Source organism: Butyrivibrio sp. FC2001 (genome assembly GCF_000424125.1).
Lineage (GTDB): Bacteria > Bacillota > Clostridia > Lachnospirales > Lachnospiraceae > Butyrivibrio.
Window position 1 is genome coordinate 105313 of sequence record NZ_AUJH01000014.1, and the last position, 18560, is coordinate 123872.

The 18560-nt window shown below is 42.5% G+C and carries 13 protein-coding genes and 1 tRNA gene; 12 read left to right on the forward strand and 2 right to left on the reverse strand.

From position 1 onward, the window contains the following. Positions 1-95: 95 nt before the first annotated feature. Entirely contained in the window at positions 96-2222 is a 2127-nt protein-coding gene (locus tag G601_RS0108570; protein WP_026665088.1) for an efflux RND transporter permease subunit, read from the forward strand. A gap of 56 nt (positions 2223-2278) precedes the next feature. Next, entirely contained in the window at positions 2279-5620 is a 3342-nt protein-coding gene (locus G601_RS24905) for a hypothetical protein (RefSeq protein WP_051205690.1), read from the forward strand. 140 nt (positions 5621-5760) lie between these two features. Here G601_RS24905 and G601_RS0108580 read toward each other — a convergent pair whose 3' ends face one another. Next, on the reverse strand, positions 5761-6630 hold the full coding sequence (locus tag G601_RS0108580; RefSeq protein ID WP_026665089.1) for an ROK family protein: 870 nt from the start codon (positions 6628-6630) through the stop codon (positions 5761-5763). Positions 6631-6766: 136 nt separating this feature from the next. On the opposite strand from G601_RS0108580, the gene G601_RS0108585 reads away from it, so the two are divergent. The 4 genes from G601_RS0108585 (at position 6767) to G601_RS0108600 (ending at position 12194) form a co-directional block, all read left to right on the forward strand. Then, positions 6767-8104: a replication-associated recombination protein A gene (locus tag G601_RS0108585; protein ID WP_026491256.1), complete on the forward strand. Its 1338-nt coding sequence runs from the start codon at positions 6767-6769 to the stop codon at positions 8102-8104. Between the two features lie 14 nt (positions 8105-8118). Then, on the forward strand, positions 8119-9924 hold the full coding sequence (locus tag G601_RS22565; RefSeq protein ID WP_051205691.1) for a DUF5722 domain-containing protein: 1806 nt from the start codon (positions 8119-8121) through the stop codon (positions 9922-9924). Between the two features lie 16 nt (positions 9925-9940). After that, the gene (locus G601_RS0108595) at positions 9941-10456 is read left to right on the forward strand and encodes a DUF4364 family protein (RefSeq protein ID WP_026491255.1); all 516 of its coding nucleotides are present in this window, start codon (positions 9941-9943) and stop codon (positions 10454-10456) included. A 208-nt stretch (positions 10457-10664) separates the two neighbouring features. Then, entirely contained in the window at positions 10665-12194 is a 1530-nt protein-coding gene (locus G601_RS0108600; protein ID WP_026665090.1) for a diguanylate cyclase domain-containing protein, read from the forward strand. On the opposite strand, the gene G601_RS0108605 is transcribed toward G601_RS0108600, so the two are convergent. Next, a complete protein-coding gene (locus G601_RS0108605; protein WP_051205692.1) occupies positions 12168-13352 on the reverse strand; it encodes a substrate-binding domain-containing protein in 1185 nt (394 codons plus the stop codon). The genes G601_RS0108600 and G601_RS0108605 overlap by 27 nt on opposite strands. Positions 13353-13610: 258 nt before the next feature. Here G601_RS0108605 and G601_RS0108610 point away from each other — a divergent pair. The 6 genes from G601_RS0108610 to G601_RS0108640 all read left to right on the forward strand — a co-directional run bounded on the left by G601_RS0108610 (position 13611) and on the right by G601_RS0108640 (position 18437). Then, positions 13611-13683: transfer RNA gene (locus tag G601_RS0108610), tRNA-Thr, on the forward strand. 550 nt (positions 13684-14233) lie between these two features. Next, positions 14234-15322, forward strand: a complete 1089-nt coding sequence (locus tag G601_RS0108620; protein WP_026665093.1) for a hypothetical protein — start codon at positions 14234-14236, stop codon at positions 15320-15322. 182 nt (positions 15323-15504) lie between these two features. Continuing rightward, complete coding sequence (locus G601_RS0108625; RefSeq protein ID WP_026665094.1) at positions 15505-16140, forward strand: hypothetical protein; 636 nt, start codon at positions 15505-15507, stop codon at positions 16138-16140. A 4-nt stretch (positions 16141-16144) separates the two neighbouring features. Further along, positions 16145-16441, forward strand: a complete 297-nt coding sequence (locus G601_RS0108630) for a hypothetical protein (protein WP_022760917.1) — start codon at positions 16145-16147, stop codon at positions 16439-16441. A 722-nt stretch (positions 16442-17163) separates the two neighbouring features. Continuing rightward, positions 17164-17328 (forward strand): hypothetical protein, encoded by a 165-nt coding sequence (locus G601_RS26090; protein WP_207638034.1) that lies wholly within the window; start codon positions 17164-17166, stop codon positions 17326-17328. Positions 17329-17582: 254 nt separating this feature from the next. Further along, positions 17583-18437: a MerR family transcriptional regulator gene (locus tag G601_RS0108640; protein ID WP_026665095.1), complete on the forward strand. Its 855-nt coding sequence runs from the start codon at positions 17583-17585 to the stop codon at positions 18435-18437. The last annotated feature ends 123 nt before the right edge of the window (positions 18438-18560 follow it).

The following is an 18560-nucleotide window of genomic DNA, read 5'->3' on the forward strand; positions in this document are numbered from 1 at the left end:
AAAAAACAAATATTGACCAACGGTCATAATTGGAGTATAACATAGTTAAAGAAAAATGACCAACAGTCATAAAACGATATTGCGAGGAAAAGGTTATGAAATTTTTATCAAAAGCAATAGTAAAGGCCAGGTTCATAATCCTGATTGCCAGCATAGCACTGATGATTCCGTGCGTCGCAGGTATGGCAGCTACCAGAGTTAATTACGACATTCTCTCTTACCTGCCGGGTGAGATCGAGACCATGAAGGGCCAGGACATCCTCATGGATCAGTTCGGAACCGGAGCATATTCGCTTTTTGTAGTTGAGGGGATGGCTGACAAGGACATCGCTGATCTGAAATCCAGGATCGAGACAGTCGACCACGTAAAGAAGGTAGTCTGGTATGACACCTTCATGGATTATTCCATACCGAAGGAGATGCTTCCCGATGAGGTGACACAGGCTCTTGGAACCGGAGATGCACAGATGATGTTCATCATATTTGATGACACGACCTCCGGTGATGGCACCATGGAGGCTATAACCGAGATAAGGAAGATTGCTAATGAAAAGTGCTTCCTCTCAGGTATGGCAGCAATCGTTCTTGATACCAAGAACCTGACAGAGAAGGAAACACCTATATATGTAGGAATGGCAGTTTTGCTTGCAGTCATTGTTCTTTCACTGACAATGGATTCCTACCTGATACCATTCTTCTTCCTGGCGAGCATAGGCATAGCGATCATGTTCAACATGGGAACGAACATCTTCCTGGGTGAGATTTCCTTCCTTACAAAATCGCTGAGTGCAGTGCTTCAGTTGGGGGTAACGTTGGATTATTCGATTTTCCTGTGGCACAGCTATCAGGAGGAACTTGAGAAGACCGGAAGAGAGGATAAGAAGAATGCAATGGCAAATGCCATCTGCGCAACCTTCCAGTCGGTAATAGGTTCATCGATTACAACAATCGCAGGCTTTGTGGCTCTTTGCTTTATGAGCTTCACCATTGGACTTGATCTTGGAATAGTAATGGCCAAGGGTGTTATCTTCGGAGTTATCGCCTGTGTAACGGTTCTTCCTTCAATGATCCTTATATTCGACAACATCATTGAAAAGACCAAACATAAGCCGATTATGCCTGAGTTTGTGAAGACTCCGAGATGGATTTCAAAGCATGCTATTTTGTTCGGAGTAATTTTTATATGTCTTCTTCCTCCGGCAATTTGGGGATACAGACATGCAGCAGTTTACTACGATCTGTCTGAGACGCTTCCCGATAAGCTCTCAAGCAGACAGGCCATGATAGAGCTTGAAAAGAATTTTGAGACCAATACTACTTATATGATTCTTGCTGATGCAAACCTTGATACCGCAACGATGCAGGGAATGCTTAATGAGCTTAAGGGCGTGGATGGAGTTGATGCCGTACTTGGAGTGGACTCATTAGTTGGGCCCACACTTCCCAAGGACATGATTCCGGATAAGATTCGCAGCGAGCTTTCAAGTGATGATTATCAGATGCTGATGATCACAAGCCAGTATAAGACAGCATCTGACGAAGTAAACGCACAGATAGATGCAGTCAATGCAATAGTTAAAAAGTACAGCCCCACAGCAATGGTTGTAGGTGAGGCTCCCTGTACAAAGGATCTGATCACGATAACCGATAAGGATTTCAAGACAGTAAGTATTGTATCAATAGGTTGCGTATTCCTTATCATAGCGCTGGTAATGAAATCAATATCACTTCCTTTCATACTGGTAGCGGTTATCGAGTTTGCGATTTTCATAAACATGGGAATTCCCGGATTTACAGGAACTGTTATTCCCTTCATATCTTCAGTTGTTATCGGAACAATTCAGCTCGGTGCGACAGTTGACTATGCGATCCTGATGACAACACGTTACTGCAAGGAGAGAAAGGACGGACAGAGTAAAAAGCAGGCAACGCGAATTGCTCTTTCAACCAGCATGAAGTCAGTAATTGTAAGTGCACTTAGCTTCTTTGCAGCAACCTTCGGCGTAGGACTGGTATCCAGCGTCGACATGATCGGATCACTGTGCTTCCTTATGGCAAGAGGTGCGCTGATCAGTATGGCTGTAGTTATCCTGGTGCTTCCTTCAATGTATATGATCTTTGATGGTCTGATCATAAGATCCACATGGGGAATGCGTGACTGCCTGAGAGCGGATAAGGAAAGAAAGGCTGCTAAGGTGGCTTCAATAGGACACGCCGTTTGACAATAGCAGAAAAACAGAGCTGATTAACATAAATCTAAATTAAGAGGTGAATTGGTATGTATAAGAAAAATTTACTTAAAGCTACATCAGTTTTAACAGCATTCGCACTTGCCTTCTCTACAATGACAGGCTGCGGACTTTTCAATAAGAATAATACAGAGACTGCGGATGCTAAAGTGGAGAATCCCGAGGCAGAGGCACTTGAGAAGACAATGACAGAGACAGCCTTTGCAGGTAACAGAGTTAATTCTGACAGCGGAAAAGAAGAGACTGTTTACGTTATGACTGATGCCAACGGTGCTGTGGATGAAGTCGTAGTAAGTAACTGGTTAAAGAATGCCAGCGGAGGTAAGACTCTTACAGATAAGACAAATCTTAAAGACATCGTCAACGTAAAGGGTGAAGAAACCTACACAGATAATGGCGACGGAACAGTTACATGGGATGCCGAGGGCTCAGATATCTACTATCAGGGAACACCCACTGAGGAGGTTCCGGTAGGCGTTAAGGTAACCTATGAGCTCGATGGTAAGCAGATGAAGGCTGAGGACATCGCAGGAAAAAGCGGTAACGTCAAGATCAGATTCGATTACACAGACAGCCTGAAAAGAAAAGTTGATATCGACGGTGAGAAGCAGGACGTTGAGGTTCCCTTCACAATGATTTCCGGAACAATGCTGGATAGTGAGAAATTCGCCAACGTAAAGGTATCAAACGGTAAGGTTATATCAGATGCAAACAACTATGTAGTTGTAGGCGTGGCTCTTCCCGGCTTGAAGGAGTCCCTTGATATCGATGAGAAGAAGCTTGAGGAAAAGCTCGAGGAGAATGATATAGATAAAGAGGATATCGAGATTCCTGATTATGTGGAGATCACAGCAGACGTGCAGGATTTTGAGCTTCCCATGACGATCACCATGGCAAGCGCCAACGCTGTATCAGACCTTGGCCTTAACAAGATTTATGATTCGGAAAAGCTTGATACCGTAAACGATGACATGGACAAGCTTTCAGATGCATCTACACAGCTCCGTGACGGTTCAGGTGAGCTTGCAGACGGAACACAGAAGTTTGAGGACGGCACCGGAGAGCTCTATGACGGCACATCTGATCTTAAGGATGGAACAAAAGAGCTCAAGGACGGCACAAAGCAGTTAAAGGATGGTACCGGAGAGCTTAAGGATGGTGCTGAACAGCTTAAGGACGGTTCAGGTCAGCTTAAGGATGGCACAGGAGAACTTGATACTGGTGCAGGACAGCTTAAGGACGGTGCATCTACACTCAGCACAGGAATAGGAACCTATACAGATGGTGTGGGCCAAATTGCAAAGGGGGCCAAGAGCCTTGATGATGGTGTTACAAAACTCAAGGATGGTGCATCAACTCTTACAGGCGGACTTACATCTGCCAAGGATGGTGCTAAGAGCGTATCCGAGGGGGCAGCTCAGCTCAGCACAGGTATCGATACAGCAGCAAATACAGTAAAGCAGCAGATGGAGGCAGTTAAGTCAGCATCTGATACATTCTATAAGGAGTTTGCAGCAGTTATCAATTACGCTGCAAGTAATGCAGGAGCAACAAGCACAGCTTCAGTTAACAGCAGTATTTCAGCAAGTGATTCCGCAACATTGAATTCACTTCTGCAGACAGCTTCCGAAAAGCTCGCAGGACTTTACACCATGGACACAGTAAGCGGACTTGATGTTGTGGCTGTTGATACACCTGTGATCATCGAGAATAACAATGATTCAGATGATGCACAGACAGAGGACTCATCAGAAAAGAAGACAGCTTTTGATGAGCAGGAGAATCAGGACGAGCAGGAGAATCAGGACGAGCAGGAGAATCAGGACGAGCAGACTTCTAAGGATGAGAGTACTCCTTCAGAAGAGCAGAATAATAACGAGACACCTTCTGAGGATAATCAGGATGCACAGGAAGCACCCCAGGAGGAGCAGAACAACGAGGCACCCCAGGATGATCAGAGTGCTCCTTCAGAAGATACAGTTGACACTCAGGATACAGAGAAAACCTCTGATGAAGAGCAACCGGTATCAGATGGAAATGAGGCTCCCAGCGCTGACGATGGCGTAACACTTGGAGATGAGCCTGATGCAGCGGTAGATGGCAGCTTTGATGATTTTGCAAGTGACGGTGACTGGGCATACATTGAGAAGAACACCGGAATATCACATGCACAGTGGACTCAGATGTACAATGTGGCTAAGGCTACAATAGAGAGCCAGTCAGATCAGAACGCATTTGCAGCAACACTTAAGGCTATGTGCGATCAGATCAAGGATGAGATGAATAAGGGTGATGTTGATGCAGGAAAAGCTCAGGCTGCATACACAGAGGCTATGACCTATAAGGGACAGGCTGAGAAAGAGGCAGCAGAGGCAGCAGCTCTTGGAGAACAGGCTAAGGAAGCAGGCGCAGCAGCAAAGCAGGTAGCAGCCGAGGGAGATAAGCCAACTGCAGAAAGTAAATCTGCAGAGGCTGAAGCTCTTGCAACACAGGCAAAAGAAAAGGGCGCAGCAGCTCAGAGTGATGGCGCTAAGGCACAGGAGAAGGGTGCTGAAGCACAGAATGAAAAGGCATTGGCTACAGACCACTACACAGCAGCAGTTACAAAGGTAGCTCAGGCACTTACACAGACCAAGAATGCTACGCAGTATACAACAACAATTTATATGACCTACAGAACTCTTGCTACATCAGCAGGAACACTTGATGCTCTTTACAACGGAACAGGAAACGGTGGCCTTAAGGATATTCAGGCAGGCGCTTCAAAGCTTGCTACAGGTGCAAACTCACTTTACGATGGCATGAAGAAGCTTGATAATGGTGGTTCTACACTTGCAAATGGAATCGGTACACTTAAGGATGGCTCCAAGAAGCTCAAGGAAGGTGCTGATAAGCTTGAGTCCAACAGCAGCGCACTTAAGGATGGCGGAAGCAAGCTTGCAGATGGTGCATCCAAGCTCGCAGAAGGAACAACCAAGCTTAAGGACGGTGCAGGTAAGCTCGATGAAGGTGTCGGAAAGCTTTATGACGGCACAGTCAAGCTCGATGATGGTGCAGTTAAACTCGATGATGGTGCAGGTAAGCTTGATGATGGCGCAGGAAAACTTAAGGATGGCGCTAAGGAGCTTAAGGACGGCGCTGTAGAGCTTAACGATGGCGCAAGAAAGCTTGCAGATGGAATGGTTGAGTTTGATGAGGATGGAATACAGAAGATAACAGGAATTGTGGATGATGATGTACTTTCAGTAACAGACAGACTTAAGGCAGTCGATGAAGCATCACAGAGTTATACATCATTCTCCGGTGCAAACGATGATGAACCCAGTTCAGTACAGTTCATAATCAGAACAGCTCCGGTTAAGGCAGAGTAAACCCTCATCCGGCACTACGTGCCACCTTCTCCCAGAGGGAGAAGGCAAAAAAATAAAGCCTTCCCCCTTGGGGGAAGGTGTCAGCGAAGCTGACGGATGAGGGAAAAAGGGACATGACACAATGTCATGTCCCTTTAATTTTACTTACACGCATCAATCGCAAGCTTGATTGCGCCCATGATTCCCTGGTCATCATTGAGACTTGCAGGAACGATGTAGTTGTCGAGATCTTCAAGCTCATTGGTTACGATATATCCATTAAGGAGTTCCTTGAACTTAGCTCTTATCATCGGGAAGAGCTGTTCCTGATGCATTACGCCTCCGCCGAGGATGATCTTCTTGGGGCTTAAGGTTACTACGTAGGTAACGAGCGCTGTAGCAATATACTCAGCCTCGATCTCCCAGACTTCTTTTTTATCAACGAGCTGATCAGCGCTTACACCCCAGCGGGCCTTCAGCGAAGGACCGGATGCAAGACCCTCTAAGCAGTTCCTGTGGTAAGGGCATACACATTTTCCGGGATCGCCTTCTACAATAGGAAGAAGGAGGTGGCCGAGTTCAGGATGAAGCATTCCGTGAAGAAGCTTTCCGTTAGACATTACGCCGCCGCCAACGCCTGTTCCGATTGTGAGATAGAGCGCATCGGAAAGACCCTTTGCACAACCCCAGGTTATTTCACCAAGGAGTGAGCCGTTAACGTCTGTGTCGAATCCAACAGGAATGCCGAGCGCTTCCTTCGCTGCATTCACGATGTTGTAGCCTGACCATGCAAGCTTAGGAGTTGTGGTTATGCTTCCATAGGTCTCAGAATCTTCATTTAAATCGATAGGACCAAAACATGCAATGCCGAGGGCTTTGATATCTTTTCCCTTAAAATACTCAAATATCTGTGGCATTGTGGTTTCGGGTGTTTCTGTAGGAAATTTTACCTGCTCTAAAATTTCACCGTTTTCATTGCCGATTGCGCAAACCATCTTGGTTCCGCCGGCTTCTAGTGCTCCGTATAACATATTGTCCTCCAAATAAAAATTTTTTTGCTATTTCTACATTAAAACAAACGGAGAAAAAATCAAGATATAAAATTAACGTAAAAATCTGAATGTCTAAATGGAATAATTCTTTCAATTAATGTAAAATAAATGCACTATGGATTTATTTGAATACGCACGCGAAAAAAGCATGAGTTCGGAGTCACCGCTTGCCGCAAGGATGCGCCCCAAGACCCTCGATGAGGTGGTTGGGCAGCAGCATATCATTGGTAAGGACAAGCTCCTTTATCGTGCCATAAAGGCTGACAAGATCAGCTCAATTATACTGTACGGCCCGCCAGGAACCGGTAAAACTACACTGGCTAAAGTTATCGCCAATACAACCAAGGCGGATTTTACACAGCTTAATGCCACAGTTGCAGGAAAAAAGGACATGGAGGAAGTGGTTGCCAAGGCAAAGCAGAATCTTGGCGGCTACGGAAGAAAGACAATCCTTTTTATAGACGAGATACACCGTTTCAACAAGGGGCAGCAGGATTATCTTTTGCCATTTGTTGAGGATGGCACTGTTATCCTGATCGGAGCCACCACGGAGAATCCCTATTTTGAGGTCAACGGCGCTCTTATTTCAAGATCAGTTATCTTCGAGCTTAAGCCGCTATCAGTAGAGGATGTGAAGACTCTGATGAGAAGAGCCATAACCGATACTGTTAACGGAATGGGCTCCTATGACGCGGTTTTGGAGCCTGATGCAGAGGAGTTTCTGGCTGATATAGCAGGTGGAGATGCCAGACATGCCCTTAATGCCATTGAGCTTGGCGTTATGACCACAGATAGAAGTGAAGACGGCAAGATCCACATCACAAGAGAGGTTGCGGAGGAATGCATACAGAAGAGAGTAGCCAGATATGATAAGGACGGCGACAATCACTACGATACGATTTCGGCCTTTATAAAAAGTATGAGAGGCTCTGACCCCGATGCGGCTGTTTACTATCTTGCAAGAATGCTCAATGCCGGAGAGGATCCGAAGTTCATCGCAAGGAGAATGGTTATCTGTGCCTCTGAGGATGTCGGAAATGCTGACCCTCAGGCACTTCAGGTGGCGGTGGCTGCTTTTCTTGCAACAGAGAGGATAGGTATGCCGGAGTGTCAGATCAATCTCTCACAGGCAGCCAGTTATATAGCAACTGCGCCTAAGAGTAACGCAGCAGTGGAGGCGATTTTCAGCGCTATGGATACAGTGAAAAATACAGGCAATCTTCCCATTCCTACGCACCTTCAGGATGCACATTATAAGTCCGCTGCAAAGCTTGGACACGGAATAGGGTATAAATATGCTCACGACTATCCGAATAACTATGTGGAGCAGCAGTATCTGCCCTATGAGCTCAATGGCAAAGAGTTCTACAGCCCTTCGGGCAACGGTTATGAGGTGAAGATTAAGGAGCATATGAAGTTCCTCAAGGAACAGGCTAAGAAGCAGGAGGATTAATTATTAATTCGTTTTTGAAAAAAATTAAGGCTATTTTTGAATCTTTAAAGGATATGGTATTAGCCAGACCTAAAGTAATAGGCATTGTTTGCAGCATTGTGGCAGTGCTTTCTTTAGTGGTGGCGGTATGCTGTGTATCAGGAGTTTTTGATAATAAAAATAAAAAGCCGCAGGTGGTATCTGAGGAAAATCCTAAGGAAGATAAAGCAGAGACTCCCAAGGAAAAGAGCTACCTGGACGATGATGCATTAAAGGCCATCATAGATTCAGGTGACAGGGTTAAGAAGGCTCTGGATGAGAGACCTGCCACGGTGGATGTGCCAGACGAGGAGCTTACTGACTATGTGAGCCTCGATGAATGTGTGATCGGTGAAAGCGGTCAGGTGGAGGTCATCGCGTCTGCGGAGGCGATCCCGGCTTCAGATGATAAGTACTATTATCTTTTTGATGCGGCAACCTATGAGGATGATTTTGATGCAGATGCAGAGCCCATCGCGAGAACCTATAAAAATACCGAGATAAAGCTTCGCGCCGGTGTTAAAAAGGGTGAGGCAGGATCAAGACTTTACAGGAAGTTCATCGTTGCGGTGATGAAGGATGACGAATATAAAAGTGTGTCCCATGCAAGCTACATCACCAATCCCGAGGCGGTTGCATCCTATAATTACAGCGGAATGCAGCAGAGCTCCAAGAAGGGACTTCTTGTTGATCCCTCAAGGCTTCATGAGGTTGGGGACCTTGGCGTCAACTATGCGACCTACAATATTCCGCTGAACAGGCTTCTTGCCACAAGCGGAGATGGCTCAATTGCATATAACTACAACGGAGTTACATATTATTTCAACGGAAGGATAATTCAGGAATACGATTATCTTTTCACCAATCTGAACTCAATGGGCGTGGATATTGCTGCGATCATATTAAATGATGTATCGCCATCCACTTTTCCTGAGGTGACTCATCCAGATGCAAGAGGAGGCTCCACAGCCCCTTACTATATGTTCAATGCAACGGATGAGAGCGGTGTGAACGCAGTTGCGGCTATAGGGTCATTCCTTGCAAACAGATACTCAGGATCAGGTCACGGCAACGTTGCCATGTGGATAATCGGCAATGAGGTCAATGCAAGAAAAGAGTGGAACTACATGGCTCAGACAGACCTTTCCACCTACACGGCAGCCTATGCAAGAGCCTTCAGAGTTTTCTATAATGCGATAAAAAGCACAAACTCAGGAGCACATGTGTACATTTCCCTGGATCAGCAGTGGGATAGAAATATGAAGGGCAATCCAGATTATGACGGAAGGGATATGCTGGATACTTTTGCTTCATCCCTTAGGAGCTATGGTGATATCGGCTGGGGACTTGCCCAGCACCCTTACACAGTGCCGCTGTACAACGTGGATTTCTGGAATGGGCACAAGCTTGTGACAGATTCTGCGGATACATCTTTTATTACTATGAAAAATATAAAGGTTCTCACTGATTACATGAACAGTGAGGCTATGCTTTATAATGGGAATGTCAGATCCATCATCTTAAGTGAAGTCGGGTATACTTCATCTAAGGGTGATACGCTTCAGGCAGCGGCTATTGCCTATGCCTACAGCAAGGTTGCGGCAAACAGCAGCCTTCATGCCATCATGTTTTCCAGACAGACCGATGCGCCTGAGGAGATTGCTCATGATGGTCTCGCCATGGGACTTTGTACCACAGGCGGCGGACATAAATATTCTTATGATGTGTTTAAATATATGGACACGGATAAGCGAGAGGAGTATATTTCTTTTGCAAGATCAATTGTGGGGGTAAACTTTTAATTATCAAGAGGTTTTTATGAGTTCACAATACCTTACTTTATATAAAATGATAGTGCTTTACATGCTCAGAAAATCCGAAGGGCGCCTTAGTAAGGCACAGATATATGATTTTATTTTGGAAAAAGAATACACGAATTTCCTGACTCTTCAGGAGGTTTTCAGCGAGCTTGCAGATTCAGATCTTATAACTGAGAAAAACGAAGGCAACAGAACATACCTTAAGATGACAGATGCGGGCTCCGAGACTCTGGATTTCTTCGGAAACAGGATAAATCCTTCCATAAAGGAAGAGATAGATGAGTTCTTTAAGGAAAACGGCCTTAAGATGCGTGATGAGACCTCGATAGGCGCTTTTTATAAAAAGACCGGTGAAAACGAGTACACGGTCTACCTGTCTGCGACAGAGGGAGAGAGCAGTCTTATCGACATTTCTATCCCTGCCTGGACAGAGGAAGCGGCCATTTCCATGTGTGATAACTGGAAGAAAAAGAACTCGGATATCTATCGCCATCTGCTTACAGAACTTATGTAATTGGTACATTTATTAAAATAAAAATTATATGATTATAAATATATAATTAAACGATTTGCAGACTATTGTTGCAGCGCCTTTTAAGGTTTAAAATCGTATTATGAAAACTTTGCGGAATAGCATTTTAATTGTATATTTTGCAGTTTGTATTTTGTTTTCTTCCGTATTATGGGCTAATGCGGAGGATAGCTTAGAGCGGCAATTTCGCGTGCTTTTTATATCTTCGTATGGTTTTTCTAACGCTGCGGTTCCCGATCAGCTCAGTGGGTTTGAGAAGGGAATCGAGGGCGTCAATGTGGATATCAGCTATGAATTTATGGATTCCGATAAATATTATGGCAGTCTTGATATCCAGAATTTCGACAGATTTGTAAAATATAAGATTTTTTCAGTAAGAGCCTATGATCTTATCGTGGTTGCGGATGATTCTGCGCTTAGATATGCCATTAATAACAGGGAGGAGCTTTTCCCTGATGTTCCGCTGGTGTTCATGGGCGTAAACAATATGACGGAGGCTATCACTGCCTCTGCTATGAGCAATGCGACAGGTATCGCTGAGTCACCTGACTTTGAGAGTAATTACGCTCTGATGAAGGATCTTTTCCCCATGAGGACTCATCTGAATGTCGTGGTGGATTCCTCTGTCGCCGGTCAGGGTGACTATGTGGAGTTTATGAAATTCAGGGACAATCATCCCGAGATAAACAGCACGGTTATAAATACCTCATACTACACGGCAACAGGTCTTGAGGAGGTCCTTGGGGGGCTGGATGGAGACGACATTATTCTGTTCCTTGATTTCTCTGTTGATGGTGAGAAAAAGAACTATTCCCTGAAGCATGCCTCGGATTTTCTGTCAGCCTATGCGCCTAATGTTCCGATTTTCAGGCTTACGTCAACGGATGTAGGGCATGGTGTATTTGGCGGAATATCTTATTCATACTATAATGCCGGAGAAATAGCCGGTGATGTAGCAAGGAGAATACTTCTAGGAGAGCCTGCGGATGCTATTCCGCTTAAAAGCACCACCGTTTCAACTCCCTATTTTGACCAGGACTGCATGGATAAATTCGGAATTGTATATTCCCAGCTGCCCAAGGGCTCGGTTGTCATAAATGAGCACGAGAACCTGGCAAAATTCTATCGCGAAAATACACTTATCAGTAATCTGGTCATTATCATTCTGATTTTGCTGGTGGCTATTATAGGGATTCTCTATGCTACAAATATACGCAGAAAGAAGATTATCCGAACTGACTTTTTGACTCAGATGCCCAACAGAAAGAAGATCATGGAGGATATAAATCAGGCCATTACATCACTTGCACCTTATGGGCTGATAATGCTGGATGTGGATCGCTTTAAGCTTATCAATGACACATATGGGCATAAGGTTGGAGATGAGATAATAATCGGTGTTGGTGAGAGGCTTAAGAAGCTTTCGGGAAAAGATGTGACCTTTGCAAGACTTGGCGGAGATGAATTCTGTGGACTGTTTACGGCAGCGACTCCTGAAAAGGGTAAAAAGATCTGCGAAGATATCATTAAGAATGTTAAGGGCGTATTTAAGACTTCCGCAGGTGACATTTCACTCACGGTAAGTATCGGATGCGCGACATATCCTGAGGATACCAATGATGCTGGAAAGCTGATAGAATGTGCAGATACAGCCCTCTATGAGACTAAGGCAAATGGAAGAAACGGTTATACCTTATTTGGTAGCATAAATCAGTCCTGAGCTGTTTCTCTGATAATATCCTGTGACAAATAATTCTTTTTCAAGATTCTGATAATTGATAGTGATAGGCTTTAACAGATAAGAGGGCACTGCCTTGACGCCGTTGTCGTAGGTGGTGGTATCGTAGGAGCAGTCAAAGCTGAAATTGGCTGCTTCTATCAGATCCTCGGCGGGGGTGTTGCCATCTAAAATGGACGAACAAAGGGCAACAGTAACAACAGCCTCCTGATCAAGAGCCTTGTAAACTGTCATGTCCTGTGTTCCGTTTATAATATTGTATATATTTGCGATATCCGCATCCTGACCTGTTAATACTACATGATTGGTTCCGGAATAATCTGCCTCAATGGCCTTCGCTGCGCCGAGGGCTGTTGAATCATTGGCACAAAGAACAGCGTCTAATCTTGTTCCCTTAGGATAATAGGAATTCAATATGATCTGAAGCCTTTGCTGTGCGATATCTGTGGACCACTGTGCGGTAGAGGTCTCATAGAAGCCTGATTGGGTAGAGAGAATCCTTATCTTGTTCATTTCAAGGAAGGGATCAAGAGTGTCCATCGCTCCCTTATAAAAATATCTTGCATTATTATCTACAGGGTCTCCTGAAATAAATTCAATGTTGTAAATTTTATCGGAGTTTACCATAAGAAGAGCTCCGATGACGTAATTGGCCTGAAGAACTCCAACCTGATAATTGTCAAAAGAGACATAGTAATCCACGGCATCAGTTTCCATGATGAGCCTGTCGTAGGCTATGATCTTTACGTTGGCTGCTCTGGCTTCATTAAGAACCTTAGTGAGTGCGGCGCCGTCCACGGCTGTGATTACGAGAACGTCAGCACCGCCGGATATCATATCTCTGATGTCGTTTATCTGGGTATCTATCAGATTGTTGGCAAAGCGCAGAATTACCTCGCAGCCATCGTTTGCAAACTGCTCTTTTAGGAAGGCTCCGTCGCGATTCCAGCGCTCAAGCAGAACATCGGGCATGGAAATACCCACAACTGTACGCCCATCATTAGAATGGGTATCAACAATTGTGGTCTCCTCAGTTTCCTCAGTAGTCTGCTCCGTTACATGAGGCTGCGGTTCGCAACCTGACAGAACCAGCGAGAATAATATAATTGTTATAAAAGCTGTCTTGATTTGCTTTAACATAATGTTTTATACAAAATCATTTACGTTTATATTGAATCCTAACAGGAATAATCGTATTTCTGTTATTTATTGCTATACTAATATCATATATTTTGAGGGTGCTTAAAGCTATAATCATCCTATAAACTTTCTGAAAAGATAATAAAATCTGAGATTAATTATTCATTACTATAGGATGAGTCGATGTTTAAATATTGTGTTGACAATAGAGTTTGTGCTTGCTACAATATCTTTCGTGACTTACATAGGTCGCGGATTGCTGGCATAGCACAGTCGGTAGTGCGTCGCATTGGTAGTGCGGAGGTCACGGGTCCGATTCCCGTTGCCAGCTCGAATTGATAAAAGCTAGTAGATGAGCGAAAAGTAGTTTGAAGTCGCTTGTTTACTGGCTTTTTTAGCGTTAATAAATGATATTTAAAATCACTTTTTAACTCTGAAAAATCATTATTTAACTATAAAAGTTGACACGAAATTATGCTTCCTGAGACGGCTTAAAATTATCCTCGAGATATTTATTCGACAAGTGAGTGTGTTTCTTTCTGGAAGAGTCCAAAGTGTTGTCATATACTTTTTTCATGACTGATGAGCTTTTCCATCTTCCAATAGCACATACGTCAAAATTGATGAGTACTTACCGATGATTAAGGCAATTCTTAAGTCTGACAAATCTATCGACTTGATTGATATAGGGAGGAACTGAGGATGATTAAAACAGATAATCCAATAGCTGACGCGGAAGCGTGGGCGAGCAGAAAATTTTATTTTGAAGGGGTTAAGTTATTAGATTTATTGCCGATAACCTTAATGGAGCATTATCACTATCTTAGTCGAACATGGAGGTTGGCTATGATTATGTCTCGCTTACACGGAGGTATTGGGATATGAACATTAAAGCAACTAATCTTTCCATAAAAATGGATTCTAATATTAAGCAGCATATCGTAGGAATTCCTGATTCTAAATCCAAGTCACGTTCTCATAAGAAAAATGATTTGCCAATCATGGATGCAGAAAAGTCTGCTACTGTGGATATTTCAAAAGATGGTAGAGAACTTGCTAAAAAACTTCGTGAAGATAAGCGTAAGGAAATAAAGATCAATATTGAAGAGACCTGGAAGCAAATCGGAGAGGCCGACAGATTGTCAAACAAAATCGAAAGCGGTGAAGAGCTGACAGATGTTGATAAAGAGTTTATCAATGATAATCTTCAGAAGATTACATCTGAACGATACGTGTATAATAAAACACATATTATCACGAAAGATGAATTTGAAGTTATTCTCAAAGGTTTGAAGGAAAACTTCGAGGCACGTCTTAATATGTATGCCGATATGCAAAAAAAGTTGGATGCGCAGGGACTTGAGGATGAGCACAATAAAAATGCACAGTTTATAGCAAAGGCTAAGCAGGATGAAAATGAAAAACAGCGAATTATTGACATACTAAAAGAGACCCTTGATGTCGATGATGAAGATGAAGAGAGCAAAAAAACTGAATCTGATGAGAATCAGGATGATAATGCATTAGAATTTGATGAAACCGGTAAAACTGCAGACGAGCAACTGATTGACAGAGCTTTCGATTTAATTGATAAAAATAAGGAAGCTGTCGATGAGATGTCCTCTCGATATGTAGCGGCTGCTGAGAGTAAGAATGAATATGATAAGTTGATGGATGAAGAATTTCTTAGGATTTCCGATTTGCTGGCTAATGATGAACTATCTGAAGAAGAGAAATTGAAGGAGTTCAAAACATCAAATGATTATATGACAGAACTAAACGCGAATAAGATGAGACAGGAAGTGATTAACAGATTTGATTTTTCATCCTGGCTTATAGGAAAAATTGAATTTAATAACCATAATAGACTGAAGGATGTTCTTAATCTTGATGGTGTGGATTCTGGTATGGGTGGAATAGATATGGTAAGAGATTTTCTTATCAATGACAATTCATCACTTAGGAAATAATAGGTACATTTAAACCGTATCTAAAGCAACCATTGACCCTTTTATTAAGCCGAAAGTGGTCTTTTATATAAAATTGGGCGTGTGATTATTGCATGCTCTAATTTTATTTGTGTCTATTGGAGAATTATGAGGGAGACATTATGGTATAATTATTATAAATAGAAATATGAAAGAGTTAGAACATGGAAATAAAAATAAATGAAATCATTATTCCAGATGACATTGATTCGTTACCGGATTTTGATTGTTTTGACTCAGATGAGTGCAATGAATTAGTAAAAGGACTATGCGGTTATGTCTTATCTGAGTCTTCAAAAGAGATAAATAAGTATAGATATGGTGAAGTGGCCATTTCCTATAATACTGATAATGGAACACAAGCTACAATAAATGGTACATACCATCATATAGAACTAAATGAATTGTTGAATCCTTCGGCTAGATATTTTAACGACATCATAAGAAATTCTTCGTTCAACAGTGTGATTATTGTACATAATCATCCTAATAACCAGATTTTTTCATTTCAGGATGTAAGACTTTTTTATGGAAATGATTCGATTAGTGCCATTTTGGCCGTTGGGAACACTTCAGATATCTTTATCCTTGTAAATAATAATGTGGATGTGATGTCAAGGCGCAGGCTATACGCTCATATGGTTCGTATGAGGGCGGAAATTATTAAGAATAATTCAGGGATAAAAAGCTATCAGGTTGAGGATGCATTAAACCAGGAGGTCATGAGACTTCTTAGTAATCCAAAAGAATTATCTGATGAATATGGATTTAAACTGATTCATAAAAATAGAAAGAGGTGATTTTATGTCATCAGAAAAGGAAAGATGGGAAATACTAGATAAATTGGATATGGGATATAGTTTGGATGAAGATAATTCAGGACAAGTGATAGAAGATATTATTGTTGATGACAAGACTTTCCTTGAAGCATCAAATGGTCTTTATAGTAGATCAGAATATATGCAGGCGAAAACAGATGTTGAATTGTCATATGCACTTATGCAGGATCCACCTGAAGGGTTGGTAGAAAAACTGCTTAAGGCAAAAAGGAATGTTGAGGATTATATTAATTCCAAGCGAATTTTTATTCCAGCTAAGTAATGAAGGCGAATTAAAAGTGGTCTTTAAAGTGGTCTTTTTTATAAAAGAGAGCACCGAAATTCTACGCTCCGCTTCGGTCGGCGCTGAGCAATCGTCCCCTGGACGATTAGCGTCCTCCTTTCCATGCGGGTTTTCGTAACTGGCTATTATCCGATTCCCGTTGCCAGCTCGATAAAAACCTCAGATTTTATCTGAGGTTTTTGTGTTACTGTGTGTCATATTTTTGTTGTTTTAGATGTTGTAGTCCCTTGAGATTGGAGTTATCTGGTCTTGGGGGATTTTTTGTTCATTCAACCTGTAAGATAATTTGCTCGCGAGTAGACGTAACGGATAGCTGGGTGTTGCTCCCGCAGTTGGATCTATGGAAAGATTTGTTCGCGAGTAGACGTAACGACTATATAGAGGTTGTTCTCGCAGCTCAACCAGGAGTGGGAAATTTAGATATATAGACTGAATGCTGAAACATGGTGGCAAATATCATTTACGTCGGTGAAATGATAAAGGAGCAATAGGCGTAATGACGATTTAGCTTGCATATTTTCAGTGCAATCAGTATATGAGAATAATTCATATAGACTGAAATGATAAGCTGAGGGTATAAGAATCCTTCAACCTGTGTGAGAACTTGTTCGCGAATAGACGTAACGGTCACAAGAAAGTTATATCCGCAGATGAACCGGAATGGTTGAATTGTTGGGCATAGACTGACAGTCATTTATGGAATGATAATGCAGTTCATCCAGTTTGGAATATCAGGAGAAATAGACGTAGCAAATTGTGATAGAATACTCATCACAGGTGGCTTGTTTTGTGATGTACGTGAGACAGGAGAAGTGTCTGACAATATCGGAGTGTCAGCTACAGATTCTTCAGCGACATATGAATAATATTGTTGAAATAGAAATGTAAAAAGTGCATAGAATGGGGATTTTGCCTATTTCGATAGTTGCAATATGGTTAACTGCATGATAAAAATATCGTGTAAAAACCGAGAGAAGTCTTTATAAACAAAAGATTAACTAAGGCGTCAAAAAAATTTATTTTTTTTGTGATAAAATCGTTAGTGATAAAATCTCTATTGACTCTCACGTTACGTTAGGGCCTAAGATTTCTTATATCAAGAGACAGGAGGAACGCCATCATGAAAGCAGTAAAGGAAGTTTCAAAGATCACGGGTATCTCTGTGCGCACGCTTCATTACTACGATGAGATCGGGCTTTTCAAACCCACCGAAGTAACTGAAGCAGGATACAGGCTTTATGACGATAAGGCCATCGAAAAACTGGGACAGATTCTTGTTTTCCGTGAGCTTGAACTGCCGCTTGCTGACATTAAGCTCATAATGGATAATCCGGATCTTGATAGCAACACGATTCTGGCAAAACAGCGCGAAATGCTACTTCTTAAAAAGCAGAAGATAGAGCGCATAATCGCCAGCATAGATGATATGTTGAAAGGAGATCTTGATATGGACTTTGCGATATTTGATGAGGCAGAAATACATGGCATGGTTATAGAAATGTGTCGTAACATGAATGAGTCACGGAAGAAGATTTTAATTGATTATTATGGGAGCCTTAAGGAGTGGGAAAAGCACATGATGGATAGTGCTTCCGATGAGAAGGTTCAGAAAAACTTTGCTAAGATGGTCGAATGGTATGGTGATAAGGATTCAGTTAAGGAGACTGTGAAGAATCAGCCTAAGTCAGAGGTGTTTGCTGCATATCAAAAGAGGATGGATGATATTCAGAAGAGAATCGCTGCCAAGAAGGGGACGGATGTTAACACCTTTGAAGTCCGACAGCTGATAGGCGAGTACGATTTTGTTGCAAAACAGCTCTATCAGGTTAAGGATGCAAAGGCGCTTTTACTTGATCTGGCCAAGGGTTATCAGGAAGATGAAGCGCTGGCAAAGGGTGTGGATTCTGTTTATGGTGAAGGGTCTGCGAATTATATCGGAAAAGCGATAGAAGCTTTTTATTATTTGGATAAGTAATTATAGACGGATATTTTGAAATATTATGTAATCCGGACATACAAAAATCTCTACAAAGGCACGAAAAATGCTTGCGTAGAGATTTTTTTCGTATAGGCGCTGTGATATCATTAGCATATTACG